A 25,562-nucleotide genomic window follows, 5' to 3' on the forward strand; every position below is an offset into this window, starting at 1 on the left:
CGTTAGGACAGCAAGGACAGCGATGCCCCCCACCACCACCGCCTCATCGGGTCAGCAGCCCGGCAAGTCCGGCAGGAAGAAGGGGCGCCGAGCCCGCCTGATCGTTCTCGTCCTCGTACTGGCCCTCATCGGCGCTGTCGCCTACGGCGGGTACTGGTCGGTGAGCACCGTCCGCGCGTCCTTCCCGCAGACCAAGGGTTCGACCGAGCTCGACGGCCTGTCGGGCCCCGTGGACGTCAAACGCGACAGTTACGGCATTCCGCAGATCTACGCCTCCTCCGACGTGGACCTGTTCATGGCGCAGGGCTACGTCCAGGCCCAGGACCGGTTCTACGAGATGGACGTGCGCCGGCACATGACCTCCGGGCGCCTGTCGGAGATGTTCGGCACGGGCCAGGTCAAGGACGACGAGTTCCTGCGCACGCTGGGCTGGGACCGGGTCGCGAAGAAGGAGTACGACACCAAACTGTCGGCCTCCACCAAGAAGTACCTCCAGGCCTACGCCAAGGGGGTCAACGACTACCTCCAGGGCAAGAGCGGCGAGGACATCTCCCTGGAGTACGCGGCACTCGCCTTCAAGAACGACTACAAGCCCGAGAAGTGGACCCCGGTCGACTCGCTCGCGTGGCTCAAGGCGATGGCCTGGGACCTGCGCGGCAACATGCAGGACGAGATCGACCGCGCCCTGATGACCAGCCGCCTCGGCCCCAAGCAGATCGCCGACCTGTACCCCGACTACCCGTACAGCCGCAACCAGGCGATCGTCCAGGAGGGCCAGTACAACGAGCTGACCGGGACCTTCGAGCAGAACGGCAGCTCGCAGGCGAACGGCCTGTCCGGCACCGGAACGTCCACGAGCGGCACCGGAACGTCCACGAGCGGCTCGGGAACGGCCGCGAGCGGCACCGCGACAGGCACGTCGGCCTCGACCTCCTCCTCGACCGCCTCGGCCCTCCAGAGCCAGCTCTCCGGCCTCTACGACGTCCTGGACGACGTCCCCACGGCCGTCGGAGTCAACGGCCAGGGCATCGGCTCCAACTCCTGGGTCGTCGCCGGCTCGCACACCATCACCGGCAAGCCGCTGCTCGCCAACGACCCGCACCTGTCGGCCTCGCTGCCGTCCGTCTGGTACCAGATGGGCCTGCACTGCCGGACCGTCTCCAGCAAGTGCCAGTACGACGTCTCCGGCTACACCTTCGCGGGCATGCCCGGCGTGATCATCGGCCACAACGCGAAGATCGCCTGGGGCATGACGAACTCCGGCGTCGACGTCACCGACCTGTACCTGGAGAAGCTCTCCGGCGACGGCTACCTGTACGACGGCAAGACGGTTCCCTTCACCACGCGTGAGGAGACCATCAAGGTCGCCGGCGGCGCCTCCAAGAAGATCGTCGTCCGTGAGACGAACAACGGCCCCCTGCTCTCCGACCGCTCCGACGAACTCGTGAAGGTCGGCAAGAAGGCCACCGTCGACAACGCGGCCCCCGACCGGGGCGACGGCTACGGCGTCGCGCTGCGCTGGACCGCGCTCGACCCCGGCACCTCCATGGACGCCGTGTTCGCGATGGACCGGGCGTCGAACTGGAGCGACTTCCGCGCGGCGGCCGCTTTGTTCGACGTGCCCTCGCAGAACCTCGTCTACGCCGACGCCGAGAACATCGGCTACACGCTGCCCGGCCGCATCCCGATCCGCGCGAAGGGCGACACCGGAGCCATCCCGGCCCCGGGCTGGGACCCCAAGTACACCTGGACCGGCAAGTACATCGACCAGGACGAGCTGCCCTACGAGTACAACCCGGAGCGCGGCTACATCGTCACCGCCAACCAGGCCGTGGTCGACAAGGGCAAGTACCCCTACACGCTCACCACGGACTGGGGCTACGGCACCCGCAGCCAGCGCATCACCGACCTGATCGAGCAGAAGATCAAGGGCGGCGGCAAGATCTCCACCGACGACATGCGCCAGATGCAGCTCGACAACAGCAGCGAGATCGCCAAGCTGCTCGTACCGAAGCTGCTGAAGATCGACGTCGAGGACAAGGACGTCCGTCAGGCGCAGGAGCTCCTGGAGGGCTGGGACTACACCCAGGACGCCGACTCGGCCGCGGCCGCCTACTTCAACGCCGTCTGGCGCAACATCCTCAAGCTCGCCTTCGGCAACAAGCTGCCCAAGGAGCTGCGGGTCAAGGGCCAGTGCCTGTGGGTGGACCCGGTCAACACCGTCGGCCCCGCGGATGAGGCGGACAAGGTCCGCGAGTGCGGCCAGCGCGACGCCGACCAGGCGCAGCCCGACGGCGGCGACCGCTGGTTCGAGGTGGTGCGCAAGCTCATGGACGACGAGAACAGCGACTGGTGGAAGACCCCGGCCGGCGTGGGCGACCGCCCCAAGGCCGACAACCGCGACGAGCTGTTCGAGCGCGCCATGATCGACGCCCGCTGGGAGCTGACCGCCAAGCTCGGCAAGGACATCGACACCTGGAGCTGGGGCCGGCTGCACCGCCTGTTCCTGAAGAACCAGACCCTGGGCACCGAGGGCCCCGGCTTCGTCCAGTACATGCTCAACCGCGGCCCCTGGAAGCTCAGCGGCGGCGAGGCGACGGTCAACGCGACCGGCTGGAACGCCGCGGGCGGCTACGGCGTCGTCTGGGTGCCGTCGATGCGCATGGTGGTCAACCTCGGCGACCTCGACAAGTCGAAGTGGATCAACCTCACCGGTGCCTCCGGGCACGCCTACAGCGCGCATTACACCGACCAGACCGGCAAGTGGGTCAAGGGCGAGCTGCTGGACTGGTCCTTCTCGGACGACGCCGTCGACAAGAACACCACCGACACGCTGGTGCTGAAGCCGTGAGCCTGCGGCGCTAGAGCGAAGAAGGGGCCCGCCACACCCACGTGTGGCGGGCCCCTTCGTGCGCGAGGAGGACGTTCGCCGCGTGGGCCTGTACCGGCATGCCGACACTGCACGCCAAGCACTGCGCGGCGGCACGGGTGCGGCACGTGGGCGAGGGGCGCACACGATCCCGTGCGGCCCCTGGATGTTCACGCGCCGCTGGGAAAGCGGCGCACGCCCGACGGCGTCACCACCGCGTGCACCGGGCGGTCGTGCGCCTCCTCCGGGACCTGCGCGACGACCTCGGAGTCGTACAGGAGCACCACCAGCGCCGGTCGTGCGCCCGCGCGCTCCAGGCGCGCGAGCACCCGGTCGTACGACCCCCCGCCGCGCCCCAGGCGCATCCCGCGCCCGTCCACCGCGAGGCCGGGCAGCAGCACGACGTCGGCGCCGGTCACGGCGTCCGGGCCCAGACGCTCGCCGGAGGGCTCGAAGAGGGCCATTTTTCCGCCGTGTTGGACGCGCGTGAGAGAGCCCTCGCCGGTGTAGGCGCCCCAGTCCAGGTCGTTGTCCGGCAGCAGCGCCGGGAGCAGGACCCGCACGCCCCGCTCGCGCAGCGCGTCGAGGAGCGTGAGCGTGCCGGGTTCGCTCCCCACGGAGACGTACGCCGCCACCGTGCGCGCACGCGCCAGTTCGGGCAGCCCGAGGGCCCGGCCGGCCAGCGCGGAAGCCGCTTCCCGCACGTCATCGGCCGTCAACCTGTTCCTCACCGCCAGGTACTCTCGTCGCAAGGTTCGCTTGTCAGATTCGGTGGGACGTCCGACATGACTCAAAGTCTGCACCCGTACCCTTCCAATACGCTCATATAACAGCTTATTAACCGGATCCCCAGATTCCAGGCAAAGGCACCGGATAGGGTGCGGACATGACTCAGTCGCACCCTCGGATCAGCAAGGCTGTCATTCCGGCAGCAGGACTCGGCACCCGCTTCCTGCCGGCAACCAAGGCCACTCCCAAGGAGATGCTGCCGGTGGTCGACAAGCCGGCGATCCAGTACGTGGTCGAGGAGGCCGTCTCGGCGGGCCTCGATGACGTCCTCATGATCACGGGACGCAACAAGCGCCCCCTGGAGGACCACTTCGACCGCAACTACGAGCTCGAGTCCGCCCTCCAGAAGAAGGGCGACGCCGACCGGCTCGCCAAGGTCCAGCAGTCCAGCGACCTCGCCACCATGCACTACGTGCGCCAGGGCGACCCCCGCGGTCTCGGCCACGCGGTCCTGTGCGCGGCCCCCCACGTGGGCCAGCAGCCCTTCGCGGTCCTCCTCGGCGACGACCTGATCGACGCCCGCGACCTTCTGCTCAAGCGGATGATCGAGGTGCAGGAGCAGCACGGCGGCAGCGTCATCGCGCTGATGGAGGTAGCGCCCGAGCAGATCCACCTCTACGGCTGTGCCGTCGTCGAGGAGACCGAGGACAGCGACGTCGTCAGGGTGAGCGGCCTCGTCGAGAAGCCGGAAGCGGCCGACGCCCCGTCGAACTACGCGGTCATCGGCCGCTACGTCCTCGACCCGCGCATCTTCGACATACTCCGCAAGACCGAGCCGGGCCGGGGCAACGAGATCCAGCTCACCGACGCCCTCCAGCAGCTCGCCCAGGACGAGAAGGTCGGCGGCCCGGTGCACGGCGTCGTCTTCAAGGGCCGCCGCTATGACACCGGCGACCGCGGCGACTATCTGCGTGCCATTGTCAGACTCGCGTGCGAACGTGAAGACCTGGGCCCGGACTTCCGGGCCTGGCTTCGCAGTTACGTAGCCGAGGAGATGTAGGCATTTGAGCAGCGCCGCGCCCCGCACCGCCGACCAGGACCACCTCTGGTCGGTGGACGAACACCTGGAGGACATCCTCGCGACCGTCCGCCCCCTCGAACCCATCGAGCTGCAACTGCTCGACGCCCAGGGCTGTGTCCTGGTCGAGGACGTCACGGTCCCGGTGTCCCTGCCCCCGTTCGACAACAGCTCCATGGACGGGTACGCGGTACGGGTCGCGGACGTGACGGGCGCGAGCGAGGAGTTCCCGGCCGTCCTCGACGTCGTCGGCGACGTGGCGGCGGGTCAGGCCGAACTGCTCCAGGTCGGCCCCGGACAGGCCGCCCGCATCATGACCGGCGCCCCGCTGCCGCCCGGCGCCGAGGCCGTCGTCCCCGTCGAGTGGACCGACGGAGGCCTCGGTGAGGGCCCGGTCAGCGGGATGCGTGCCCGCAGCCTCGCCCCCGAGGGCGCCGAAGGGCACGTGCACGTGTACCGGCCCGCCGAGGCACGCGCGCATGTGCGTGCCCAGGGCAGCGACGTCCGCGCCGGCGACCGCGCCCTGGACGCCGGAACCGTCCTCGGCCCGCCGCAGATCGCCCTGCTCGCCGCCATCGGCCGCGGCACCGTACGCGTGCGCCCGCGCCCGCGTGTGGTCGTCATGTCCACGGGCAGCGAACTCGTCCAGCCCGACGAGGGTCTCGGCACCGGCCAGATCTACGACTCCAACAGCTTCGCCCTCACCGCGGCCGCCCGGGACGCCGGCGCCATCGCCTACCGCGTGGGCGCTGTCGCCGACGACGCCGAGACCCTGCGCGCCACCATCGAGGACCAGCTCGTCCGCGCCGACCTCGTGGTCACCACGGGCGGCGTCAGCGTCGGGGCGTACGACGTCGTCAAGGAGGCGCTGTCCTCCGTCGGCGACGCGGAGGAGCCGGGCAGCGGCATCGACTTCCGCAAGCTCGCCATGCAGCCCGGCAAGCCCCAGGGCTTCGGCTCCATCGGCCCCGACCACACCCCGCTGCTGGCCCTGCCGGGCAACCCGGTGTCGTCGTACGTCTCCTTCGAACTGTTCGTCCGCCCCGCGATCCGCGCCCTCATGGGCCTCGCCGACGTCCACCGGCCGCGGACCAGGGCCACCCTGACCGCGGACAAGGCGCTGACCTCGCCCAAGGGCCGCCGGCAGTTCCTGCGCGGCACGTACGCCGACGGCTCCGTCAGCCCGGTCGGCGGCGCCGGCTCCCACCTGGTGGCGGCCCTCGCGCACGCCGACGCGCTGATCGTCGTACCGGAGGACGTGGAGTCCGTGGAGCCCGGCACCGAGGTCGAAGTGGTCCTGCTCGGCTGACCACTCCAGGTTGGCGGTACCGTGTCGCGCACAACAGGCCGGACCGGGAGCGCCGCACAACCATGAGTACGCAGGACCGACTGACACACATCGACGAAGCGGGAGCCGCCCGCATGGTCGATGTCTCCGGCAAGGACGTCACCGCACGCACCGCGCGCGCGAGTGGACGCGTCCTCGTCTCGCCCCGAGTGATCGAGCTGCTGCGGGGCGAGGGCGTCCCCAAGGGTGACGCCCTGGCCACCGCGCGGATCGCGGGCATCATGGGCGCCAAGCGCACCCCCGACCTCATCCCGCTGTGCCACCCGTTGTCGGTGTCCGGTGTGAAACTGGATCTGTCGGTCGCGGACGACGCCGTGGAGATCCTGGCCACCGTGAAGACGACGGACCGCACGGGCGTCGAGATGGAGGCCCTCACCGCGGTCTCCGTCGCCGCGCTCACCGTGATCGACATGGTCAAGGCGGTCGACAAGGGAGCGGTCATCACGGACGTACGGGTCGAGGAGAAGACGGGCGGCAAGTCGGGCGACTGGAGCCGGACATGACGTATCGCGCTCTGGTGGTCACCGCCTCCAACCGGGCCGCCGCCGGTGTCTACGAGGACAAGGGCGGCCCGCTGATCGCCGACGGCCTGAAGGCGTTCGGCTTCACCGTCGACGGCCCTCAGGTCGTCCCCGACGGCGACCCCGTGGAGGCTGCCCTTCGCACCGGTGTCGAGGCCGGATACGACGTCATCGTCACCACCGGCGGCACCGGCATCTCGCCCACCGACCGCACCCCCGAGGCGACCCGCGCGGTGATCGACCACGAGGTGCCGGGCATCGCGGAGGGCATCCGGGCGTTCGGACGGGAGAAGGTGCCGACCGCCGCGCTTTCCCGGGGCCTGGCCGGGGTGGCGGGGCACACGCTGATCGTCAATCTGCCGGGTTCCAGTGGCGGGGTGAAGGACGGACTGGCCGTCCTGGAGCCCCTGTTGACCCACGCCGTCGACCAGATCCGCGGCGGCGACCATCCCAGACCCGGCGCCGGCAGTGGGGGTGCGAGCTGAACAGCTTGTCCTGGCCCGTCGTACTGGCGGACGGCGATGTCGTCCTGAGGCCGATAAAGATGCGCGACCAGCGGGTCTGGCGCGAGGTCAACCGGCGCAACCGGGACTGGCTGCGCCCCTGGGAGGCGACCATCCCCCCGCCCACCCCGAGCGGCCCGATCGCGCACCGGCCGACCTACCGCCAGATGGTCCGCCACCTGAGGGCCGAGGCGAACGCGGGGCGGATGCTGCCGTTCGTCATCGAGTACCGGGGCCAGCTGGTCGGGCAGTTGACAGTCGCCGGGATCACCTGGGGCTCGATGTGCTCGGGGCACGTCGGCTACTGGGTGGACCAGTCGGTGGCCGGGCGCGGAGTGATGCCGACCGCCGTGGCGCTTGTCGTGGACCACTGTTTCCGCACCGTCGGTCTGCACCGCATCGAGGTCTGCATTCGCCCCGAGAACATGCCCAGCCGACGGGTCGTGGAGAAACTCGGATTCCGCGAGGAGGGACTGCGGCCGCGCTATCTCCACATCGACGGAGCCTGGCGGGACCATCTCGTGTTCGCGCTCACCGCGGAAGAGGTGCCCGACGGGCTGCTCAGGCGCTGGCAGCGGGCACGCTCCAGCGGAACGCCGCACGACAATCCCGCATAGCCGGGAAATGGAATGTGTGTTCGAAAATGATCGGTGCATGACCGGCTCAGGGCATTGAATTCCCGACTGAGGCGGCCTGCTGATCGGATCGGTCGGAAAAAAAGCTCGAAATATCAGCCAGATCGTGCGACACACCGGCGCAATTGGCAGATGGCCTCACGCAAACCCCTCTACCGTGTGAGGCGTGAGCAGCAGCGGCCTCATCTACGCAGTCATTGTCGGGGCCTGGGCCGCCTACTTGGTGCCGATGTGGCTCCGTAGGCAGGACGAGCTGAACGAGGCCCGTCCGACGGAACGCTTCAGCACCGCCATCCGGTTGCTGTCCGGACGGGCGGGCATGGAGCGTCGATACGCCAGGGACCTGCGCGCGCGCTCCACCGACGAGGGGGAGCACGGCGCCGACGAACCGGACGCCGTCACCGACTCGGTGGACGTCCGGGCCTTCGCCATGCCTCCGACCCGTCCGCAGACCCAGGCGACGGTCCAGCCGCCGGCTTCCGAGCGCCGCGAGGCGCCGCGCGAGCACGCCCGGGAAGCCGAGCGGGAGACGGGACGGGAAGCGGGGCGGGAAACAGGGCACGGCGACCCGGCGCGCGCGAAGAACAACGCGCCCGCGCCCGAACGCGGGGGCGCCCCGACGCGGAAGCAGACACCCGCCTCCGCCGCCCGGCGCACGGCCGCCGCCGAAGCGGCCGCGGCGCGCGCCCGGCGTACGAAGGCACTCGCGCGCCGACGGCGTACGACGGTGATGCTCTTCCTCGCCTTCACACTCGGCACGATCGTCGCCGCCGTGGGAGGACTCGCCTTCCTGTGGGCGCCAGGCGTGCCCGCGGTGATGCTCAGCGCGTACATCGCCTACCTGCGCTCCCAGGAACGCCGACGCTTCGCCTACCAGATGGACCGGCGCCGGGCCGAGATCGCCGCCCAGCACCTGCGGGAGCGGGCCCGTCAGCCGCGCCGGCGCGCGGCTGTGAGCACCGGCGCGGACGCCGACGAATCGGACGAGGGACCAGGAGCGCAGACCGATCCCGGGCTCTCCGCGCTCGCCGCCGACCGGCGCGCCCTCGTCGAGCAGACCGACCACGCAGAGTGGGTCGACCAGCAGCGCGAGCGGCAGCGCAGGCCGGGACACGGGGACAGCTGGGACCCGGTACCGGTGCCGCTGCCGACGTACGTGACCGCGCCGGTCGCTCCGCGGGCCACCTCGGACGTGGACCTCGGGGCGCCGGACGCGTGGAGTTCGGCCCGGTCCAGCACCGTGGCCCCCGAGCACTCCGGCCAGGAGGCGGCGCACGTCGAGGACGACGGGGGATCGGAGGACGGGTCCGACGACGCGGACGACAAGCCCGGGGCGGACGGCCGCACCGACGCCCGCCGCGCCGCCTCCGCCCGCCGGGCACGCGAGCGCGGCCGTACGCCGCTCTTCGACCAGTACGAGGAAGGCGAGCGGCCGCGCGCGGCCAACGAGTGAGGGACGGGGCCGGGATCAGCGGGCCCTGACCAGCCGGGAACGGATTTCCAAGCATCCGGACGGGGATGCTAGAGTTTCACTCGTTGCAAGGGCCTGTGGCGCAGTCCGGTAGCGCACCTCGTTCGCATCGAGGGGGCCAGGGGTTCGAATCCCCTCAGGTCCACGCATCATGAAGACCCGCTCCTGATTCAGGGGCGGGTCTTCTGTCATGTGTGGGGTGGTCTCACAGGGGCTTCGCGAAGCAGCGGCTCTCCTCGTGGTGGCGGTAGTAGCCGAACTTGACGCAGGGTTCGTAGCCGCTGGAGGTGTACAGGGCGACCGCCTCCGGCTGCTTGGTGCCGGTCTCCAGGACCATGCGCAGCCGGCCCGCCGCGCGGGCGTCCTCCTCCAGGGCCGTCAGGAGACGGCGGGCGAGACCGCGGCCGCGCATCTGCTCGATCACGTACATGCGCTTGAGCTCGGCGTCGCCGTCCAGGTTGCCCTCGCCGTTGGCGTCCCGGGAACGCCAGCCGCCCGTGGCGACGGGGCTGTCGTTCTCGTCGTACGCGATCAGGTACACGCCGTTCGGCGGCTCGAAGTCCGTCGGGGCCAGCTCGGTGGCGTCGCCGCCGTCGCCGTAGCGGACGTGGTACTCGGCCTGGACCTGGTCGTTGAGCTTGACGGCGTCGGGGTGGTCGAAGGGGACACGGCGGATCATCATGCCCTCCAGTGTGCCGGTATCGTTCCCGGGTGCTCACTGTGACCTCCGCCAATGTGAACGGGCTGCGCGCCGCCGCGAAGAAGGGCTTCGTGGAGTGGCTCGCGGAGACCTCCGCCGATGTGCTCTGTCTGCAGGAGGTGCGCGCCGAGCCGCAGCAACTGCCCGACAGCGTCCGTGCACCGGAGGGCTGGCATGTCGTGCACGCGCCCGCCGCCGCCAAGGGGCGCGCCGGTGTCTCCCTCTACAGCCGACGTGAGCCCGACCGGGTCCAGGTCGGCTTCGGGTCGGCCGAGTTCGACACCAGCGGGCGCTACGTCGAGGCGGACCTGCCCGGCGTCACCGTCGCCTCCCTCTACCTGCCCTCCGGCGAGGTCGGCACCGAGCGGCAGGACGAGAAGGTCCGCTTCATGGACGAGTTTCTCGCCCACCTGAAGGACCTGCGGGCACGCTCCGCCGCCGACGGCCGCGAAGTCGTCGTCTGCGGCGACTGGAACATCGCCCACCAGCAGGCCGACCTGAAGAACTGGCGCGCCAACCAGAAGAGTTCCGGGTTCCTGCCGGAGGAGCGCGCGTGGCTCAGCCGCGTGTTCGACGAGACCGACGGCGGTTACGTCGACGTCGTGCGCGCACTGCACCCGGACGTCGAGGGGCCGTACTCGTGGTGGTCGTACCGGGGGCGGGCCTTCGACAATGATTCAGGATGGCGGATCGACCTCCACGTCTCCACGCCGGGGCTCGCGGCCAAGGCGGTCAAAGGGTACGTCGAGCGCGCCGCCACGCACGCCGAGCGCTGGTCGGACCACGCGCCCGTGACCGTCGTCTACGAGCTCTAGTCCACCTTCAGTCCCGCTTCCGCAACCGCCGGTCCAGCGCCAGGGACAGTTCCGCCTCCACCACGCTCCGGGCCAGGGGGCGCAGGCGGTGGAGGTCGTCCTCGCCGGCGTGGCGGAGGACGAGTTCGGCGAACATCTCCGCCAGGGCGTCGGCGTGTTCGCGGACGTGTCGGCCGGCCGCCAGGACCTCGGCGAGGGGGATGCCCTCGCGGACCAGGGCGGAGGAGACGTCCAGGAGGCGGCGGCTGATGTGGACGATCTCGTCGCCGTCGGTGCCGAGGTAGCCGAGGTCGAGGGCGGCCGCGAGGTTCTCCGCGGTGACCTCGCCCTCGAAGCGGGCGGCGAGTTCCTCGGGGGTGAGGCGGACCGGCTCCTCCTCCGTCGGCGCGACACCCAGGACGTCGGCCACGTCACGGCCGTGGTCCAGGGCCTCGGCGAGTTCCGCGATGCCGGTGAGGGTGTGGCCGCGCTCCAGGAGGGCCGCGATCGTGCGCAGCCGGGCCAGGTGGTGGTCGTCGTACCAGGCGATGCGGCCCTCGCGGCGAGGGGGCGGTATGAGTTTGCGTTCGCGGTAGAAGCGCAGGGTGCGCACTGTGATGCCGGCCAGGCGGGCCAGCTCCTCCATGCGGTATTCGCGCTTCTCCGTCACGGCCGCAGCCTATGTCGTACCCCCGGTAACTTTCCTTTCCGCGCCCCCTACCCATCGGTACGGAGCTGCTCTACCCTCCCATTGCGCCAGTGTTCACTGGCAGAGTCGCGCAGGGAAGGCATCGGCATGGCCGAACGGGAACATGTGCGGGTGGCGGTGGTCGGATCCGGGTTCGCAGGACTGGGGGCCGCCGTACGGCTGCGGCGGGAGGGTGTCACCGACTTCGTCGTGCTGGAGCGGGCCGGCAGTGTGGGCGGCACGTGGCGGGACAACAGTTATCCGGGGTGTGCCTGTGATGTGCCGTCCCATCTGTACTCGTTCTCCTTCGCGCCGCATCCCGACTGGCCGCGCACCTTCTCCGGGCAGGAGCACATCCGCGCCTACCTCGAGCATGTGACGGACGTCTTCCGGCTCCGCCCGCACCTGCGCCTCAACTCCGAGGTGAAGCGGATGACCTGGGACGGCGAGAAGCTGCGGTGGGACATCGAGACAACCAGTGGCCGGCTGTCGGCCGACCTCGTCGTCTCCGCCACCGGGCCGCTCTCCGATCCCAAGATCCCCGACATCCCGGGGCTGGACTCCTTCCCCGGCAAGGTCTTCCACTCCGCCCGCTGGGACCACGACTACGACCTGAGCGGCAAGCGGGTCGCCATGGTGGGGACGGGTGCCTCGGCCATCCAGATCGTCCCGGCCATCCAGCCGCTCGCCGAGAAGGTCACGCTGTTCCAGCGCACCCCGCCCTGGGTGCTGCCCCGCGTGGACCGGGCGATCACCGGGGCCGAGCGCCGGCTGCACCGGCTGCTGCCCTTCACCACCCAGGTCCGGCGCGGACTGCAGTGGGGGATCAGGGAGTTGCAGGTCCAGGCGTTCACCAAGCGCCCGGGTGAGCTCGGTGCCGTGGAGCAGCTGGCCAAGCGGAACATGGCCCGTGCCGTCAAGGACCCGGCGCTGCGCGCCAAGCTCACCCCCGACTACCGCATCGGCTGCAAGCGGATCCTGCTGAGCAGCACCTACTACCCGGCGCTCGCCCGGCCCAACGTGGACGTGGTCGCGAGCGGGCTCAGCCGCGTCGAGGGGTCGGCACTCGTCGCCGCCGACGGCACCGAGGCCGAGGTCGACGCGATCGTCTTCGGCACGGGCTTCCACGTCACCGACATGCCGATCGCCGACCGGGTCGTCGGCGCGGACGGGCGCACGCTCGCCGAGGCGTGGAAGGGCGGGATGGAGGCGCTGCGGGGTGCCTCCGCCGCCGGGTTCCCCAACTGGATGACGATCATCGGGCCCAACACCGGCCTCGGGAACTCCTCGATGATCCTCATGATCGAGTCCCAGCTGAACTACCTGGCCGACTTCGTGCGCCAGCTCGACGTCCTCGGCGGCCGCGTCGCCCTCGACGCCCGCCCCACCGCCGTACGGGACTGGAACGACCGGGTGCAGGAGCGGATGAAGCGCACGGTGTGGAGCACCGGCGGCTGCACCAGCTGGTACCTGGACGCGAACGGCCGCAACACTACGATCTGGCCCGGTACGACGACCGAGTTCCGGCGGGCGACCCGGCGGGTGGACCTCGCCGAGTACGAGGTGCTGCGGGTACCGGCGCACGCGGAGGTGACCGCCGTATGAGCCGTCCGACGCACGTGGTCTCCGGGCCGTACGCCCCGCCCGCCCCGGCGCGCGAACTCACCGCCTGCTCCGCCGACGGCGCTCGCCTGCACGTGGAGGTGCACGGCCCCGACGGCGCGCCCCCCGTCGTCCTCGCCCACGGCTGGACCTGCTCCACCGCCTTCTGGGCCGCCCAGCTCCGCGAACTCGCCGTGGACCACCGGGTCATCGCGTACGACCAGCGCGGTCACGGACGCAGTCCGGTGAGCCCGGCCTGCAGTGCGGACGGGCTCGCCGACGACCTCGAAGCCGTGCTGGAGGCGACCCTCGGGGCAGGGGAGAAGGCGGTGATCGTCGGTCATTCCATGGGCGGGATGACGGTGATGGCGGCGGCGGAGCGCCCCGCGTTCCGGGACCACGCGGCAGCCGTCCTGCTGTGCAGCACCGGTTCGTCGCGGCTGGTCGCCGAGTCGACCCTCGTACCGATCGGGGCCGGGCGGCTGCGCACCTGGCTGACCCGGCGCGTCCTCGGGGCGCGGGCGCCGCTCGGGCCCGTCACGCCGCTGGCCCTGCGGATCCTCAAGTACGGGACGATGGGTGCCGGTTCGGCCCCGCACATGGTGGAGGCGTGCGCGCGGATCGTGCACGCGTGCCCGCGCAAGGTGCGCCACGCCTGGTCGCAGGTCCTCGACCTGCTCGATCTGGATCACGGCGTACGGCAGCTCACCGTGCCGACGGCCGTCTTCGTCGGTACGGCCGACCGGCTCACCCCGCCCGTGCACGCCCACCAGTTGGCCGCCGCGCTGCCGAACTGCCTCGGGGTGACCGAACTGCCCGGCGTCGGCCACATGACACCCATCGAGGCGCCGGAACCGGTCAGCGCGCGGATCCGGGCACTCGTCACCACGTACGTCCAGGTCAAGGAGGGCGCATGAGCAGGGTCGGACTCGAAGGACAGGTCGCGGTCGTCACGGGGGCCGCGCGGGGCGTGGGCGAGCTGCTCGCCCGCAAGCTGTCGGCGCGCGGGGCGAAGGTCGCGCTGGTCGGCCTCGAACCGGACGCGCTCAAGCAGCTCTCCGAGCGGCTGCACGGCGACAGCGACCACTGGTACGCCGACGTCACCGACCACGCGGCGATGGCCCGGGTCGCGCAGGAGGTCAAGGCGCGGTTCGGGAAGGTCGACATCGTGGTCGCCAACGCGGGGGTCGCGACCGGCGGGCCCTTCGTCGACTCCGATCCCGAGGCGTGGCGGCGGGTGATCGAGGTCAACCTCATCGGATCGGCCGTCACCGCCCGGGCGTTCCTTCCGGTGCTGATGGAGAGCCGCGGGTATCTGCTGCAGATCGCCTCCCTCGCCGCGATCACCCCGTCGCCGATGATGACCGCGTACTGCGCGTCCAAGTCCGGTGTGGAGGCGTTCGCGCACAGCCTGCGGGCCGAGGTCGGCCACAAGGGCGTGCGGGTCGGGGTCGGTTATCTGTCGTGGACCGACACGGACATGGTGCGCGGGGCCGACCAGGACGACGTCATGCGGGAGCTCAGGCAGCGACTGCCGTGGCCGGCCAACAAGACGTATCCGCTGGGGCCGGCCGTCGAGCGGATCGTGGCCGGGATCGAGCGGCGGTCGAGCCATGTGTACGGGCAGGGGTGGCTGCGCGGGATGCAGGGGATGCGCGGGTATCTGCCGGGGCTCATCGGGACCGTCGGGCAGCGGGAGATGCGGCGGTTCGGACAGCGGCTGGAGGGGATGAGGGTGGGGCTCGTCGGGGCTGGTGGGGCGGCGGACGAGGAGGCCCGCGCTACGCACCGTAACTGATCGAAATGCGTTCTTTGTCCGGGCGTGTGAATCTGGTCGAGGCCCCGGCCAGGGGCCTTTCCCCCTCACCCCCACGGGAGTGAACCCACATGGGTATGAAGGACCAGTTCCAGGAGAAGTCCGAGCAGTGGAAGCAGCAGGCCAAGCAGAAGGCCCAGGAGGGCCGGGAGCAGGCGCAGCGCGGTCGCCCGGGCCAGGGCCAGGGCCCGGACCGCGAGCGTGAGCGTGAGCGTGACGGCATGCGGGACGAGGAGAGCGAGCGGCTCCAGCGCGAGGAGCGGGAGCGGCTCGACCACGACTACGACATGTAGGTAGTCGCTGCTTGACGCGCGGGGTGCCCTCTCTTTTCTGGGAGGGCACCCTGTGTTTTCGGGGTGCGTTGTTGGCTGCGGGCCGGTGGGGCTTCTCGCGCCCCGCGGCGGAGCCGCTGATGTCACTGCCCCGCGCCCCTGAAGGGACTCACCTGGGCGGCAGCTTTGGACGTGCACGGTCCGGCACGTCACGGTAATCCGGCGGCGTCGCCGGGGGGTTCGTCTCCAGCAGGCTCAGCGCCAGCGTCACCGCGTCGTCCAGTTGGGCGTGGCGGCCCTCCGCCCAGTCCAGAGGGGTGCGCTGGATCTCCAGGTCCGGGGTGACGCCCCGGTTCTCGATCGACCAGCCGTACGCGTCGAACCACGCCGCGTTCATCGGGACCGTGATCACCGTGCCGTCGCCGAGCTGGTGACGGCCGGTCATGCCGACCACTCCGCCCCAGGTGCGCTGGCCCACCACCGGGCCCAGACCGAGGAGTTTGAAGGCCGCCGTGATCATGTCGCCGTCCGAGGAGGTCGCCTCGTCGGCCAGGGCGACGACCGGGCCGCGCGGGGCGTTCGAGGCGTACGACACCGGCTGGGCGTTTCTCGTCAGGTCCCAGCCGAGGATCGTTCGGCTCAGTTTCTCCACCACCAGCTCGCTGATGTGGCCGCCCGCGTTGCCGCGCACGTCGACGATCAGGGCGGGCCGGGAGACCTCCATGCGCAGGTCCCGGTTGAACTGGGCCCAGCCCGAGCCGCCCATGTCGGGGATGTGCAGATAGCCGCAGCGGCCGCCGCTCAACTCCCGTACGACAGCCCGGCGTTTGGCCACCCAGTCCTGGTAGCGCAGCGGGCGTTCGTCGAGGAGCGGGACCACCGCCACCCGGCGGGCCCCGCCCTCGCCCTCAGCCGGGGTGAACGTCAGCTCCACCGTCGTACCGCCCGCCGCGGCGAGCAGCGGATAGGGGCCCGTGACCGGGTCGACTGGGCGGCCGTCCACGTGGGTGAGGACCGCGCCCTCGCGGATGCCCGTGCCGGCCAGCGGGGAGCGGGCCCTGGAGTCCGAGGAGTCGCCGGGCAGGATCCGCCGGACCCTCCAACCCCCGTCCCGGAGGACGAAGTTGGCGCCCAGCAGGCCCTGGCGGCGCTGGTATTGCGCGGGGCCCTCGTTGCGGCGGGCGGCGGTGACGTAGGCGTGGGAGGTGCCCAGTTCGCCGAGGACCTCGCGCAGGAGGTCGGCGAACTCGTCGGGGGAGGCGATGCGTTCGAGCAGCGGGCGGTACTGGTCGAGCACCGCGTCCCAGTCGATGCCGCACATTCCCGGGTCCCAGAAGTGGGCCCGGATCAGGCGGCCCGCCTCCTCGTACGACTGGCGCCACTCGGCGGCCGGGTCGACCTCGTGCAGGATGCGGCGCAGGTCGATCCAGACGGTCGAGTCGCTGTCGCCGGACTCGGTGGCGGGCGTGGCGCGCAGCTCGCCCTCGTCCACCACGACCAGCCGGGAGCCGTCGCCGCTGACCGCGAACCAGTCCAGGTGCTCGACCAGTTCGGTCTTCTTCGCCTTGCCGACGGCGAAGTGTTCGAGGGTCGGGCGCTCGGAGGTGTCGTCCGGGTTGACGAAGGTCTCGCCGAGCGCTCCCGAGATGGGCCAGCGCAGCCAGACCAGGCCGCCGCCCGCGACCGGGTACAGCGCCGAGTACTTGGAGGCGGGGACCGGGAAGGGGGTCACCCGGCTCTCCAGCCCTTCGAGTTCGACGGTGACCGCCCCACCCTCACCGCTCTCGTCCTCGACCGGGTCCAGGCCGCCGGCGGCCGGGCGGCCCTCCGGGTTCAGGGCGAAGGGGGAGGGGGTGGCCGAGGACAGCGGGACCAGGTAGGGGCGGCAGCCGAGCGGGAAGGACAGGTCGCCGGTGTGGACGTCGTACACCGGGTCGAAGCCCCGCCAGGAGAGGAAGGCGAGGTAGCGGCCGTCGCGGGTGAAGACGGGGTTCTCGTCCTCGAAGCGGCCGTTGGTGACGTCGAGAATCAGGCGATCCTCCCCTCCCCTCGGGGAAATACGGGCCATCTTGATCTGGCGCAGGGACCGTCCGATGCCCGGGTGCGACCACGTCAGCCAGGTGCCGTCGGGGGAGAAGGCGAGGTCTCGCACCGGGCCGTTGACCGAGCGGACGAGCTCGGTGACCTCCTCGTCGGAGTCCTCCGTAGCGTCGAGAAGGAGCAGGCGGCCGTCGTGCGAGGCGATGGCCAGGCGCTCGCCCTGCGGGTCGGAGACCAGCTCCAGGACGCGCCCCAGCTCCCCCGAGGCGAGCCTGCGGGGTTCGCGGTCCCCCGTCGCCCGGGGCAGATACGCGATCTCGACCGCGTCCTCGCCCTCCGCGTCCGTCACGTACGCGACCTGGCCGGCGGAACCGAGCATCTCCGGGAGCCGGACCCGCACCCCCGGTGTGTCGGTGAGGGTGCGGGCGGGGCCGTCGCGGTGGGTCAGCCAGTACAGGCTGCCGCGGACGACGACGGCGCTCGCGCGGCCCGTCGCGTCGACCGAGATGCCGTCCACGTGCTGGGCGGCGGGCACCTGGTACGTACGGCGTCCCGCGCGCGGCCCGCTCAGCCGTACGTCGAGCCTGCGCGCCTCGGCCGAGAGGTCGTCGACGATCCACAGGTCGCCCCCGCACTGGTACACCACCCTGGTGCCGTCGCTGGCGGCGTGCCGGGCGTAGAAGGCGTCGTGGTCGGTGTGCCGGCGCAGGTCGGAGCCGTCGTGGGCGCAGGAGTAGAGGTTGCCGACGCCCTCGTGGTCGGAGAGGAAGGCGATCCGGTCGCCGACGAACATGGGGGAGTGGAGGTGGCCGCCGAGGTCGGGCAGCAGGCGTTCGCCGTGCAGCCAGAGGCGGCCGGTGGCGCCGCCCCGGTAGCGCTTCCAGGCGGCCGGTTCGTGCGGCGGGGTGCCGGTGAGCAGGAGCGTCTTGCGGTCGGCCACCTGGATGTCGGAGACCGGGCCCCAGGGGAGCTTGTGGCCGGGGGAGCCGTCGGTGGGGACCTTGTACGCCCAGGTGAAGTAGGAGAAGGGCTCGCCGTGGGAGGCGACGGCGAGGATGGTGCCCCCTTGGCCCCCTTCGGACGTGCCGCCTTGGCCCCCTTCGGACGTGCCGCCTTGGTCTCCCTCGGCCGGCGTCCAGCCGGTGACCTGGGTGTCGGCGCTGCCCCAGTAGGTGAGCCGGCGGGCCGGTCCGCCGTCCACGTCCGCGAGGTGGATCTCCGGCACGAGACTGCGCCAGCTTGTATACGCGATGTGGCGGCCGTCGGGCGAGAAGCGCGGGTGGCCGATCTTGGTGCGGTCGACGGTCAGGCGCCAGGCGCGGCCCGGGCCGTCGAGGGGGGCCAGCCAGAGGTCGTCCTCGGCCACGAAGCACAGGAGGTCGCCGCTGAGATGCGGAAGGCGCAGATAGCTCACCTCCCCATGCTTTTCCGGGGGATGGACCGGAGCAACTTATGAAAAATCGGCCAGCTGGGATCCGTAGTCCGGCCTGGGTGACCCATAACACGAACGAAACCGTTTCGTTTCGTTGGGGTGTGCGCTACATTCGTGTCGTACGAAACAGTGTCGTTCGACGTCCCGGAGCGGAAAGGGTGAGTGGCATGACCGAGGTCTCGACCACGCGTCGCAGCCGTATCACCCCCGAGCGCGAGGCCGAGCTGTACGAGGCCGTGGTCGAACTGCTCCGTGAGGTCGGCTATGACGCCCTCACCATGGACGCCGTCGCCGCCCGCACCCGGTCCAGCAAGGCCACGCTCTACCGTCAGTGGGGCGGCAAGGCCGAACTGGTGGCGAAGGCGGTGCGGCACACCAAGCCGGGCGGTATCGGACTCGACGAGATCGACACCGGATCGCTCAAGGGCGACCTGCACGCGCTCACCATGCGCTCGGACGACTGCACGATGGAGCAGAACTCCGCGCTCATGCGGGGTCTGGCCATGGCGGTCCACGGCAACCCGGATCTGCTGACCGCGTTCCGCGCGCACCTCATCGAACCCGAGATGGCGCAGTTCCGCCGAGTGGTGCAGCGGGCCATCGACCGGGGCGAGGTGCGCCCCGACAACCCGGCGATCGAGTTCATGATCCACATGATGATCGGCGGGTTCGCGGCCCGCACGATGATCGACGAGCTGCCGCCGACGCAGGCCTTCCTCCTCTCGTACATCGACGCCGTGGTCCTCCCCGCCCTCGGCGTTCCGACCGACTGACCGCGGCCCCGGGGCTCCACGGGGCGGGGTGTCCTCACCCGCCCTCTTCTGCCGTGGACCGGCCGAGAAAGGTGACGGGCCCGGGATCCGGTACGGCGATCTCGTGGAACCCGAGACGGTCGTAGAAGGCACGCGCGGGCGTGTTGGCGGACACCATCGACAGATGTACGGCGGCCACGCCCCGCTCGCGCAGCGCGTGCAGGAAGCTCTTCATGAGCGCGCGCCCGAATCCGCGCCCCTGCCATTCGGGGAGCAGGTCGATGTGCAAGTGGGCGGGGTAGGCGGCGACTTCGGGCACGAGCATCCGCTCGGGGCGGTGCAGGAGCGCGACGATCTCCTCGTCGGGGGAGCGCGGCTCGTGGCGGGGTTCCGGATAGCGGTCGGCCACCAGGGGCAGCCATTTCGCCCGGTAGTCCTCGACGAACCGGGGCGTGTCGGCGGTTCCGACGATGTACCCGACCGCCTGTCCCTCCCCGTCGTCCAGCACGAAGGCCAGCTCCGGTTCGAGGTGGACGTACGGCGTCGCGAAGGCGGCCGGGAAGATGCCGGGGTCCTTGTAGTGCGGCCGGCTGTCCCGGCCCACGTGGGCGGTGCGGACGCAGATGTCCTCGGTGGCGTCGCGGTCCTGGGGACGGTAGGGGCGTACGGCGGGAGAGGGGGCGGGCAGAGAGGGCATCGCAGCATCCTGCACGATGGGAGGCGGCGAGGGCGGCGGAACGACTCAGACCGGCGTCATGAAAACGCTGCGCTCGCTCACGTCCGGGAGGATGCGTGCGGCTGCGCGGAAGTCGTGGTCATCGTGCAGCACGATCACGCCGTGGTGGGCGGCGGTGGCGCAGACCACCCAGTCAACCGTGGAGAGCCTCTGGTGCTGTCCCCGTTGGGCCAGCCTGTGCTGGCTGGACTTGAGCCAGCGCCAGACGCCCTTCGGAACGGCGAGGTCCGGGTACAGGTCGGCGAACATCTCCGTCATGTGGTCGTACTCATCGAGATTCCGCGCGGACTGAAGGAACTCCGCGCGCTGCGCGGCGCATGATCCGATCGCCCCGTCGTCCAGCTCATGGGACCAGGCGTCGTTGAGCTTCCGGTCGCGCTGGAGTCGCCAGACGGCGGTCGAGTCGGCGAGGTAGCGGATCACGGCCGGGCGGCGCCCTTCTCCGCGGTATGGCGCTGCCAGAACCCGTCCTCGTCCCACAGTTGGGCCCGCTCCAGATGGCGCAGCCGGGCCTCGGTGCGTCTGCGGCGCTCGGCGTACTCGCGCAACGCCAGGTTGACCATCTCCTTCTTGGTCTTGGCGCCGGAGAGCCGCATGGCTTCGGCGAGCGCTTCGTCGTCTATGTCGATCTGCGTCGCGGACATGGCACACCTCCCTTTGATCTGCTTCATACAAAGGTCGAGCGCTGACGGTGACGGCCTGGCCCGCGCCGGAGGATCTGTCCGGAGCCGGAGCCGGAGCCGGAGCCGGAGCCGGAGCCGGTGTCGGTGTCGCCGCGTTGCAGGACCTCGTGGGGGACACCTCTCGCTTCGTCGAGGACGTCCTGATCGCGACCGAAGCGGACGCCTCAACGGCCGTTCCGTTGCTGGTGGATGGCGCGTTCCCCGCCGTACACACCGCCCAATCCGGTCGCATGCCCCGTACACCCACCGCTAGCGTGCTCTGCATGACGACCACCGACACCGACGGCTCCGGGGCCGCCCACCCCCGTTTCGCCGAGGCCCTGCGTGAGTTGGGGCTCGACGGGCTCACCGCGCAGGTCCGCCGTTTCCCGGACGCCACCCGTACCGCCGCCGAGGCAGCCGCGGCCATCGGGTGCGAGCTGAGTCAGATCTGCAAGTCGCTGATCTTCGTGGCGGACGGGGTGCCCGTGCTGGTGCTGATGGACGGGGCGTCCCGGGTCGACCTCGAGCGGGTCCGGGAGGAGCTCGGCGCCGCCAAGGTCACCCGGGCCAAGGCCGAGGTCGTACGGGAGGCGACCGGCTACGCCATCGGGGGCGTGCCGCCCTTCGGGCACCGTACGAAGACCCGGGTGCTGGCCGATCGTTCGCTGTTCGCGCATGACCTCGTCTGGGCCGCCGCCGGCACTCCGTACGCCGTGTTCCCCATCACGCCCAAGGACCTGGTCGCCTACGCCGGAGCGACGCTGGTGGACGTGCGCGAGCGCATCGCGTGACGCCCCTCGTCACCGCTGCCGTCCTTCTCGCCGCCGTCACACACGCCTGCTGGAACGCCATCGCGCACCGGATCACCGACAAACTGGTCGGGTTCACGCTGATCTCGGGCGGCGGGATGCTCATCGGGCTGGCGATCATCCCGTTCGCGGCGGTCCCGGCGGTGGGCGCGTGGCCGTATCTGCTCGCCTCGGCCTGCATCCACATTGCGTACTACGCCCTGTTGATGAAGTCCTTCCGGCTCGGGGACTTCGGGCAGGCCTATCCGATCGCGCGCGGCACCGCGCCCCTGGTGGTGACCGTGCTCGCCGCCCTCTTCGCGCACGAGGTGCCGGACGGGTGGGCCGCCGCGGGAATCGCCCTGTCCTGCGCGGGACTCACCGGCGTCGCACTGTGGGGGCTGCGCGGCCGTCGGCCCAACTGGTCCGCGATCGGTGCCGCGTTGGGGACGGGTCTGACCATCGCCGCGTACACCGTCGTCGACGGGCTCGGCGTGCGCGCCTCCGGTTCCTCGCTCGGGTACATCGCCTGGCTGATGGCGGTGCAGGGGATCGTGATCCCGGCGTACGCCCTCACGCGGTGGCGGGGCCGATTCGTCGCCGTACTGAAGCCGTTCGCCTGGGTCGGGCTCGTCGGCGCCGCCCTGTCCGTGACCGCGTACGGGCTCGTCCTGTGGGCCCAGACCAGGGCGGAGTTGGCTCCGGTCGCGGCCCTGCGGGAGTCCTCGATCATCGTCGGCGCGGCCATAGGCGCCCTGTTCTTCAAGGAACGGTTCGGGGCGCCGAGGATCCTCGCGGCGGGGCTGCTGGTCGCGGGCATCGGGCTGATGCTGCACGCCGGTTAGGCGCGCGTTGAGTCGTGATCCTCGGGTGGCCCAGGTGAGGACCAAGCACTCCTGCAAGGGCCGATCCCACAGATCGGGCCTCATCCGCGCCCCAGTTGGCCCATGCGCTGCCGCCCTGCGATCATCCGTGCATGTACATGTTCAACGATGACCTGGGACACCTTTCTTACGACATAGCCGGTGACGGCCCGCCCCTCGTGCTCGTGCACGCCGGTGTCGCCGATCACCACATGTGGGACGCGGTCGTGCCCGCTCTCGCGGAACGGCACACCGTGATCCGGTACGACTTGCGTGGCTTCGGCGAGTCCGCGCTCCCGACCGGGCCGTTCCGCGAGACCGACGACCTGCGCCGTCTCCTGGACCACCTCGGTCACGAACGTGTCCGGCTCGTGGGCGCGTCCTGGGGCGGCCGCGTGGCCGTGGACTTCACGCTCACCCACCCGGAACGGGTGCACTCCCTGGCGATGCTCGCCGCACCATGGCCTCGGTACCACTGGTCCGCAGACATGATCGCGTACGACGAGGCCGAGACGGCAGCCCTGGACGCGGGCGACCTGGACGCCGCCGTACGCATCAACCTGGACATGTGGCTGCGCGGGCCTTCTCGCAGCTGGGACGACGTGGCCGACGGACTGTCCGACCGACTCCGGGGCCCGCTGCGGACATCGCTGGTGAACCAGGCCCTCGTGGGCGAGCATTCCCAGGGGCCGGCAACCGGCGACCTCGCCGCTGTCTCCGTCCCCACGCTGGTGGGCGTCGGCAAGCTCGACGTCGCCGACTTCCAGGACATCGCCCGCCGCTACGCCAAGGAGATCCCCGGCGCCACCCTGGTCGAGTTCGCCACGGCCGCCCACCTCATCCCGATGGACGCGCCCACCGAAGTCGGCACGGTACTGGGCCCGTTCCTCGCCCGGTAGGCACGTGTCGGGGCGTGATCAATGGGCTTCTCCCAAGTGCTGCCCAAGTCCCGCCCCGAGTCGACCATTCGTTTGCCTCCTTGCCGATGCCTTGACGGTCCGTTCCCTGGGAGTTCAGTCAACCGTCTGCGTCCGGGTCGTGTGCCGTCCCTAAGGTCCCTGCGGACCGCGAAAGAAGGGACGCAAGGGACTCATGGACGCACTCCACGCAGTCCGGGCCCGCGGGATCACCAAGTGCTTCGGTGACGTCGTGGCGCTCGACGGCGTCGACCTCGATGTGACGGGGGGCCGGATCCACGGCCTGGTCGGGCCGAACGGCGCCGGCAAGACGACCCTGCTCGGGCTCCTGCTGGGCCTCGCCGTCGCCGACGGCGGGCGACTGGAGATCCTGGGCGGGCCGGTCGGGCGGGACTTCGCCGCTCCCGACGGAGTCGCCGGATTCGTGGACGGACCGGGTCTCTACCCCTCGCTCACCGCCCGGCAGAACCTCGCCGCACTGGCCCGGCTGCGGGGCCTGGACGCGCGTACCGCCGGCATCGACGACGTGCTCGACCAGGTCGGGCTCACCGACGTCGCCGACGACAAGGCCCGCGGTTTCTCCCTCGGCATGCGCCAGCGGCTCGGGCTGGCCGCCGCGTTGCTGACCCGGCCGCGGCTGCTGGTGCTCGACGAGCCCTCCAACGGTCTTGACCCGGCCGGGAAACGGCATGTGCACGGGGTGCTGAACCGGCTCGCCGCGGACGGCACGAGTGTCGTGGTCTCCAGCCACCGTATGGACGACCTGGAGGCGATGTGCTCCGAGGTCACCATCCTCGCCACGGGACGGGTCGTGTTCTCGGGCCCGCTCGGCAAACTGGCCGCCGAGAGCCGTGAACTCGACTACCGGGTACGGACGTCCGACCCGCCGGCCGCGCGACGGCTGGCCGACGGCACGGACGGGATCCGGGTCGTCGACGACGGCGGGACACGGCAGGACACCGAACTGCTCGTCGTCCGCGCGCAGGTGCCCGCCCTCGACGACCTGGTGGCGCGGCTCGTGACGTCGGGCGTCGCGGTGCGCGAACTCGCGCCCGTGGTCTCGCCCTTGGAGGCCGCGTTCCTGGCCCTGACCCAGGATCAGGAGACCAGCGGATGAGTACGACAGCCACCGCAGCCCCCACCCCTGCCCGCCCCGTCTCCGTCCCGCGCAGCTACCGCTTCGAGCTCGTCAAGCTCGTCTCCCAGTGGCGGATCCGGCTCCTCGTCCTCGCCTGCTGGATCGCCCCTGGCCTCTTCGTCGCCGGGGTGAGCGAGCAGAGCACGCTGCCCTCCGACACGCTCTTCGGCCGCTGGATGCACGCCACCGGCTGGGCCGGACCGCTGGTGATCCTCGGCTTCGCGGGCACCTGGGCGCTTCCGCTGCTGACCTCGGTGGTCGCCGGTGACGTGTTCGCCGTCGAGGACCGGCTCGGCACCTGGCGGCACCTGCTGGTGGCGGTCCGCTCACCGCGGCGGATCTTCGCGGCGAAGGTGCTGGCCAGCCTCACCGTCATCCTGCTGCTCGTCGCCGGGCTGGCCTGCTCCAGCGCCGTGGGCGGGCTCGCCTCCGTCGGCAACCAGCCGCTCGTCGGCCTCGACGGCCATCTGCTGTCCCCTTCCGATGCCGCCGTGAGGGTCCTGCTCGCCTGGGTCGCCGCCCTCGCCCCCACCCTGGCCCTCGCCGCGATCGGCCTGCTCGGGTCGGTCGCCCTCGGACGGTCCCCGACGGGGCTGCTGCTGCCCCCGCTGGTCGCGCTCGGCATGCAGGTCGCCCAGATGCTGCCGCTGCCCGTCGCCGTACGCCTCGCCCTGCCCGGTTACGCCTTCCTCTCCTGGAACGGCCTGTTCACCGCCCCGGCCCAGCTCGCCCCGCTCCTGATCGGCGTCGCCGTCAGCCTGGCATGGGCCGTGCTCGCGACCGTACTGGCCCAACTGCTGTTCCTGCGGCGGGACTTCACCAACCCCGCCTACGACGGTGGCGGGCGCCGCGCGTTCACCGTGGGCGTGCTGCCGCTGGCCGCGCTGACCGCTCTCACGGTCGCGGTGATCGCCACCGCGACCGACTCGACGGGCATCACCCAGGCCAAGGTCCAGCGTTCCCTCGCCACGGCCTTCGCCCACCTCTACCGCCTGCAGACCGAACGACTCCACCGCCCCGCCGTCGCCGAGGACCGGCTCAAAGCCTCGGCGGCGTGCACCAAGAGCGACGGCCAGGCCGCTCAGCAGGGGGCGGGCAATGACTGGCGGTGTGTCGTGACCTGGCACCTGCCCGGCGTACCGGTGGCGGGGACGGCTGTCTATCAGCTGGACGTCGGATCGGACGGGCGGTTCGTCGCCGACGGT

At 71.0% G+C, this 25,562-nt stretch carries 25 protein-coding genes and 1 tRNA gene; 19 read left to right on the top strand and 7 right to left on the bottom strand.

Going from position 1 to position 25,562, the window contains the following annotated elements; translation table 11 throughout:
* Positions 1–22: 22 nt before the first annotated feature.
* On the top strand, positions 23–2,851 hold the full coding sequence (locus ACFVYN_RS05075) for a penicillin acylase family protein (RefSeq protein WP_389992654.1): 2,829 nt from the start codon (positions 23–25) through the stop codon (positions 2,849–2,851).
* A gap of 188 nt (positions 2,852–3,039) precedes the next feature.
* On the opposite strand, the gene ACFVYN_RS05080 is transcribed toward ACFVYN_RS05075, so the two are convergent.
* Complete coding sequence (locus ACFVYN_RS05080) at positions 3,040–3,663, bottom strand: 5-formyltetrahydrofolate cyclo-ligase (RefSeq protein ID WP_389992848.1); 624 nt, start codon at positions 3,661–3,663, stop codon at positions 3,040–3,042.
* A 92-nt stretch (positions 3,664–3,755) separates the two neighbouring features.
* On the opposite strand from ACFVYN_RS05080, the gene galU reads away from it, so the two are divergent.
* The 7 genes from galU (at position 3,756) to ACFVYN_RS05115 (ending at position 9,299) form a co-directional block, all read left to right on the top strand.
* Positions 3,756–4,658, top strand: coding sequence for a UTP--glucose-1-phosphate uridylyltransferase GalU (galU, locus tag ACFVYN_RS05085; RefSeq protein WP_389992657.1), 903 nt, complete (start codon positions 3,756–3,758; stop codon positions 4,656–4,658).
* 4 nt (positions 4,659–4,662) lie between these two features.
* Positions 4,663–5,985, top strand: coding sequence for a gephyrin-like molybdotransferase Glp (glp, locus tag ACFVYN_RS05090; protein WP_389992660.1), 1,323 nt, complete (start codon positions 4,663–4,665; stop codon positions 5,983–5,985).
* Between the two features lie 62 nt (positions 5,986–6,047).
* Positions 6,048–6,527 (top strand): cyclic pyranopterin monophosphate synthase MoaC, encoded by a 480-nt coding sequence (moaC, locus tag ACFVYN_RS05095; RefSeq protein ID WP_054233073.1) that lies wholly within the window; start codon positions 6,048–6,050, stop codon positions 6,525–6,527.
* Positions 6,524–7,030 (top strand): molybdenum cofactor biosynthesis protein B, encoded by a 507-nt coding sequence (locus ACFVYN_RS05100; protein WP_389992662.1) that lies wholly within the window; start codon positions 6,524–6,526, stop codon positions 7,028–7,030. The genes moaC and ACFVYN_RS05100 overlap by 4 nt, the downstream gene beginning before the upstream one ends.
* The gene (locus tag ACFVYN_RS05105) at positions 7,027–7,665 is read left to right on the top strand and encodes a GNAT family N-acetyltransferase (protein WP_389992850.1); all 639 of its coding nucleotides are present in this window, start codon (positions 7,027–7,029) and stop codon (positions 7,663–7,665) included. The genes ACFVYN_RS05100 and ACFVYN_RS05105 overlap by 4 nt, the downstream gene beginning before the upstream one ends.
* Positions 7,666–7,849: 184 nt before the next feature.
* Positions 7,850–9,136, top strand: coding sequence for a gephyrin-like molybdotransferase receptor GlpR (glpR, locus tag ACFVYN_RS05110; protein ID WP_389992665.1), 1,287 nt, complete (start codon positions 7,850–7,852; stop codon positions 9,134–9,136).
* A gap of 89 nt (positions 9,137–9,225) precedes the next feature.
* Positions 9,226–9,299: transfer RNA gene (locus ACFVYN_RS05115), tRNA-Ala, on the top strand.
* A 60-nt stretch (positions 9,300–9,359) separates the two neighbouring features.
* Here the strand turns inward: ACFVYN_RS05115 and ACFVYN_RS05120 are convergent.
* Positions 9,360–9,836, bottom strand: a complete 477-nt coding sequence (locus ACFVYN_RS05120; RefSeq protein WP_389992668.1) for a GNAT family N-acetyltransferase — start codon at positions 9,834–9,836, stop codon at positions 9,360–9,362.
* A 29-nt stretch (positions 9,837–9,865) separates the two neighbouring features.
* Between ACFVYN_RS05120 and ACFVYN_RS05125 the strand changes: the two genes are divergently transcribed.
* Positions 9,866–10,669, top strand: coding sequence for an exodeoxyribonuclease III (locus ACFVYN_RS05125; RefSeq protein WP_389992671.1), 804 nt, complete (start codon positions 9,866–9,868; stop codon positions 10,667–10,669).
* 7 nt (positions 10,670–10,676) lie between these two features.
* Here the strand turns inward: ACFVYN_RS05125 and ACFVYN_RS05130 are convergent, their stop codons facing one another.
* On the bottom strand, positions 10,677–11,318 hold the full coding sequence (locus ACFVYN_RS05130; protein WP_389992674.1) for a MerR family transcriptional regulator: 642 nt from the start codon (positions 11,316–11,318) through the stop codon (positions 10,677–10,679).
* A gap of 126 nt (positions 11,319–11,444) precedes the next feature.
* On the opposite strand from ACFVYN_RS05130, the gene ACFVYN_RS05135 reads away from it, so the two are divergent.
* From ACFVYN_RS05135 to ACFVYN_RS05150, 4 genes are all read left to right on the top strand, one after another.
* Positions 11,445–12,941, top strand: coding sequence for a flavin-containing monooxygenase (locus ACFVYN_RS05135; RefSeq protein WP_389992677.1), 1,497 nt, complete (start codon positions 11,445–11,447; stop codon positions 12,939–12,941).
* Positions 12,938–13,855, top strand: coding sequence for an alpha/beta fold hydrolase (locus ACFVYN_RS05140; RefSeq protein WP_389992679.1), 918 nt, complete (start codon positions 12,938–12,940; stop codon positions 13,853–13,855). Before ACFVYN_RS05135 ends, ACFVYN_RS05140 begins: the two co-directional genes overlap by 4 nt.
* Positions 13,852–14,736, top strand: a complete 885-nt coding sequence (locus ACFVYN_RS05145) for an SDR family oxidoreductase (protein WP_389992682.1) — start codon at positions 13,852–13,854, stop codon at positions 14,734–14,736. Before ACFVYN_RS05140 ends, ACFVYN_RS05145 begins: the two co-directional genes overlap by 4 nt.
* Positions 14,737–14,825: 89 nt before the next feature.
* Entirely contained in the window at positions 14,826–15,047 is a 222-nt protein-coding gene (locus tag ACFVYN_RS05150) for a hypothetical protein (protein ID WP_389992685.1), read from the top strand.
* 148 nt (positions 15,048–15,195) lie between these two features.
* Here ACFVYN_RS05150 and ACFVYN_RS05155 read toward each other — a convergent pair whose 3' ends face one another.
* Entirely contained in the window at positions 15,196–18,480 is a 3,285-nt protein-coding gene (locus tag ACFVYN_RS05155; RefSeq protein ID WP_389992688.1) for a S41 family peptidase, read from the bottom strand.
* A gap of 185 nt (positions 18,481–18,665) precedes the next feature.
* Here ACFVYN_RS05155 and ACFVYN_RS05160 point away from each other — a divergent pair, with 185 nt between their 5' ends.
* Complete coding sequence (locus tag ACFVYN_RS05160; RefSeq protein ID WP_389992691.1) at positions 18,666–19,271, top strand: TetR/AcrR family transcriptional regulator; 606 nt, start codon at positions 18,666–18,668, stop codon at positions 19,269–19,271.
* Positions 19,272–19,305: 34 nt separating this feature from the next.
* Here the strand turns inward: ACFVYN_RS05160 and ACFVYN_RS05165 are convergent, their stop codons facing one another.
* The 3 genes from ACFVYN_RS05165 to ACFVYN_RS05175 are packed head-to-tail and all read right to left on the bottom strand — an operon-like array spanning position 19,306 to position 20,630.
* Positions 19,306–19,947 carry a GNAT family N-acetyltransferase gene (locus ACFVYN_RS05165; RefSeq protein WP_389992693.1) on the bottom strand — a complete coding sequence of 214 codons (642 nt, stop codon included), beginning with the start codon at positions 19,945–19,947 and terminating at the stop codon, positions 19,306–19,308.
* 45 nt (positions 19,948–19,992) lie between these two features.
* A complete protein-coding gene (locus ACFVYN_RS05170; protein ID WP_389992696.1) occupies positions 19,993–20,409 on the bottom strand; it encodes a PIN domain-containing protein in 417 nt (138 codons plus the stop codon).
* Positions 20,406–20,630, bottom strand: coding sequence for a type II toxin-antitoxin system VapB family antitoxin (locus ACFVYN_RS05175; protein ID WP_389992699.1), 225 nt, complete (start codon positions 20,628–20,630; stop codon positions 20,406–20,408). The genes ACFVYN_RS05170 and ACFVYN_RS05175 overlap by 4 nt, the downstream gene beginning before the upstream one ends.
* Before the next feature lie 302 nt (positions 20,631–20,932).
* On the opposite strand from ACFVYN_RS05175, the gene ACFVYN_RS05180 reads away from it, so the two are divergent.
* From ACFVYN_RS05180 to ACFVYN_RS05200, 5 genes are all read left to right on the top strand, one after another.
* Positions 20,933–21,442: a YbaK/EbsC family protein gene (locus tag ACFVYN_RS05180; RefSeq protein WP_389992702.1), complete on the top strand. Its 510-nt coding sequence runs from the start codon at positions 20,933–20,935 to the stop codon at positions 21,440–21,442.
* Positions 21,439–22,284, top strand: a complete 846-nt coding sequence (locus ACFVYN_RS05185) for an EamA family transporter (RefSeq protein WP_389992705.1) — start codon at positions 21,439–21,441, stop codon at positions 22,282–22,284. The genes ACFVYN_RS05180 and ACFVYN_RS05185 overlap by 4 nt, the downstream gene beginning before the upstream one ends.
* Before the next feature lie 131 nt (positions 22,285–22,415).
* Entirely contained in the window at positions 22,416–23,201 is a 786-nt protein-coding gene (locus ACFVYN_RS05190) for an alpha/beta fold hydrolase (protein ID WP_389992707.1), read from the top strand.
* A gap of 193 nt (positions 23,202–23,394) precedes the next feature.
* Complete coding sequence (locus ACFVYN_RS05195) at positions 23,395–24,336, top strand: ABC transporter ATP-binding protein (protein ID WP_389992710.1); 942 nt, start codon at positions 23,395–23,397, stop codon at positions 24,334–24,336.
* The coding region (locus tag ACFVYN_RS05200; RefSeq protein ID WP_389992713.1) for an ABC transporter permease at positions 24,333–25,562 on the top strand (1,230 nt) is incomplete at its 3' end. The genes ACFVYN_RS05195 and ACFVYN_RS05200, both read left to right, overlap by 4 nt.

The organism is Streptomyces sp. NPDC058307, from assembly GCF_042880295.1.
Classification (GTDB): Bacteria; Actinomycetota; Actinomycetes; order Streptomycetales; family Streptomycetaceae; genus Streptomyces.

Excerpts from the sequence above, each read along its gene's own strand:
- ACFVYN_RS05075 (WP_389992654.1), top strand. The coding sequence starts at position 23 with ATGCCCCCCACCACCACCGCCTCATCGGGTCAGCAGCCCGGCAAGTCC.
- galU (WP_389992657.1), top strand. The coding sequence starts at position 3,756 with ATGACTCAGTCGCACCCTCGGATCAGCAAGGCTGTCATTCCGGCAGCA.
- moaC (WP_054233073.1), top strand. The coding sequence starts at position 6,048 with ATGAGTACGCAGGACCGACTGACACACATCGACGAAGCGGGAGCCGCC.
- ACFVYN_RS05100 (WP_389992662.1), top strand. The coding sequence starts at position 6,524 with ATGACGTATCGCGCTCTGGTGGTCACCGCCTCCAACCGGGCCGCCGCC.
- ACFVYN_RS05120 (WP_389992668.1), bottom strand. The coding sequence starts at position 9,836 with ATGATGATCCGCCGTGTCCCCTTCGACCACCCCGACGCCGTCAAGCTC.
- ACFVYN_RS05135 (WP_389992677.1), top strand. The coding sequence starts at position 11,445 with ATGGCCGAACGGGAACATGTGCGGGTGGCGGTGGTCGGATCCGGGTTC.
- ACFVYN_RS05140 (WP_389992679.1), top strand. The coding sequence starts at position 12,938 with ATGAGCCGTCCGACGCACGTGGTCTCCGGGCCGTACGCCCCGCCCGCC.
- ACFVYN_RS05145 (WP_389992682.1), top strand. The coding sequence starts at position 13,852 with ATGAGCAGGGTCGGACTCGAAGGACAGGTCGCGGTCGTCACGGGGGCC.
- ACFVYN_RS05150 (WP_389992685.1), top strand. The coding sequence starts at position 14,826 with ATGGGTATGAAGGACCAGTTCCAGGAGAAGTCCGAGCAGTGGAAGCAG.
- ACFVYN_RS05160 (WP_389992691.1), top strand. The coding sequence starts at position 18,666 with ATGACCGAGGTCTCGACCACGCGTCGCAGCCGTATCACCCCCGAGCGC.
- ACFVYN_RS05165 (WP_389992693.1), bottom strand. The coding sequence starts at position 19,947 with ATGCCCTCTCTGCCCGCCCCCTCTCCCGCCGTACGCCCCTACCGTCCC.
- ACFVYN_RS05175 (WP_389992699.1), bottom strand. The coding sequence starts at position 20,630 with ATGTCCGCGACGCAGATCGACATAGACGACGAAGCGCTCGCCGAAGCC.
- ACFVYN_RS05180 (WP_389992702.1), top strand. The coding sequence starts at position 20,933 with ATGACGACCACCGACACCGACGGCTCCGGGGCCGCCCACCCCCGTTTC.
- ACFVYN_RS05190 (WP_389992707.1), top strand. The coding sequence starts at position 22,416 with ATGTACATGTTCAACGATGACCTGGGACACCTTTCTTACGACATAGCC.
- ACFVYN_RS05195 (WP_389992710.1), top strand. The coding sequence starts at position 23,395 with ATGGACGCACTCCACGCAGTCCGGGCCCGCGGGATCACCAAGTGCTTC.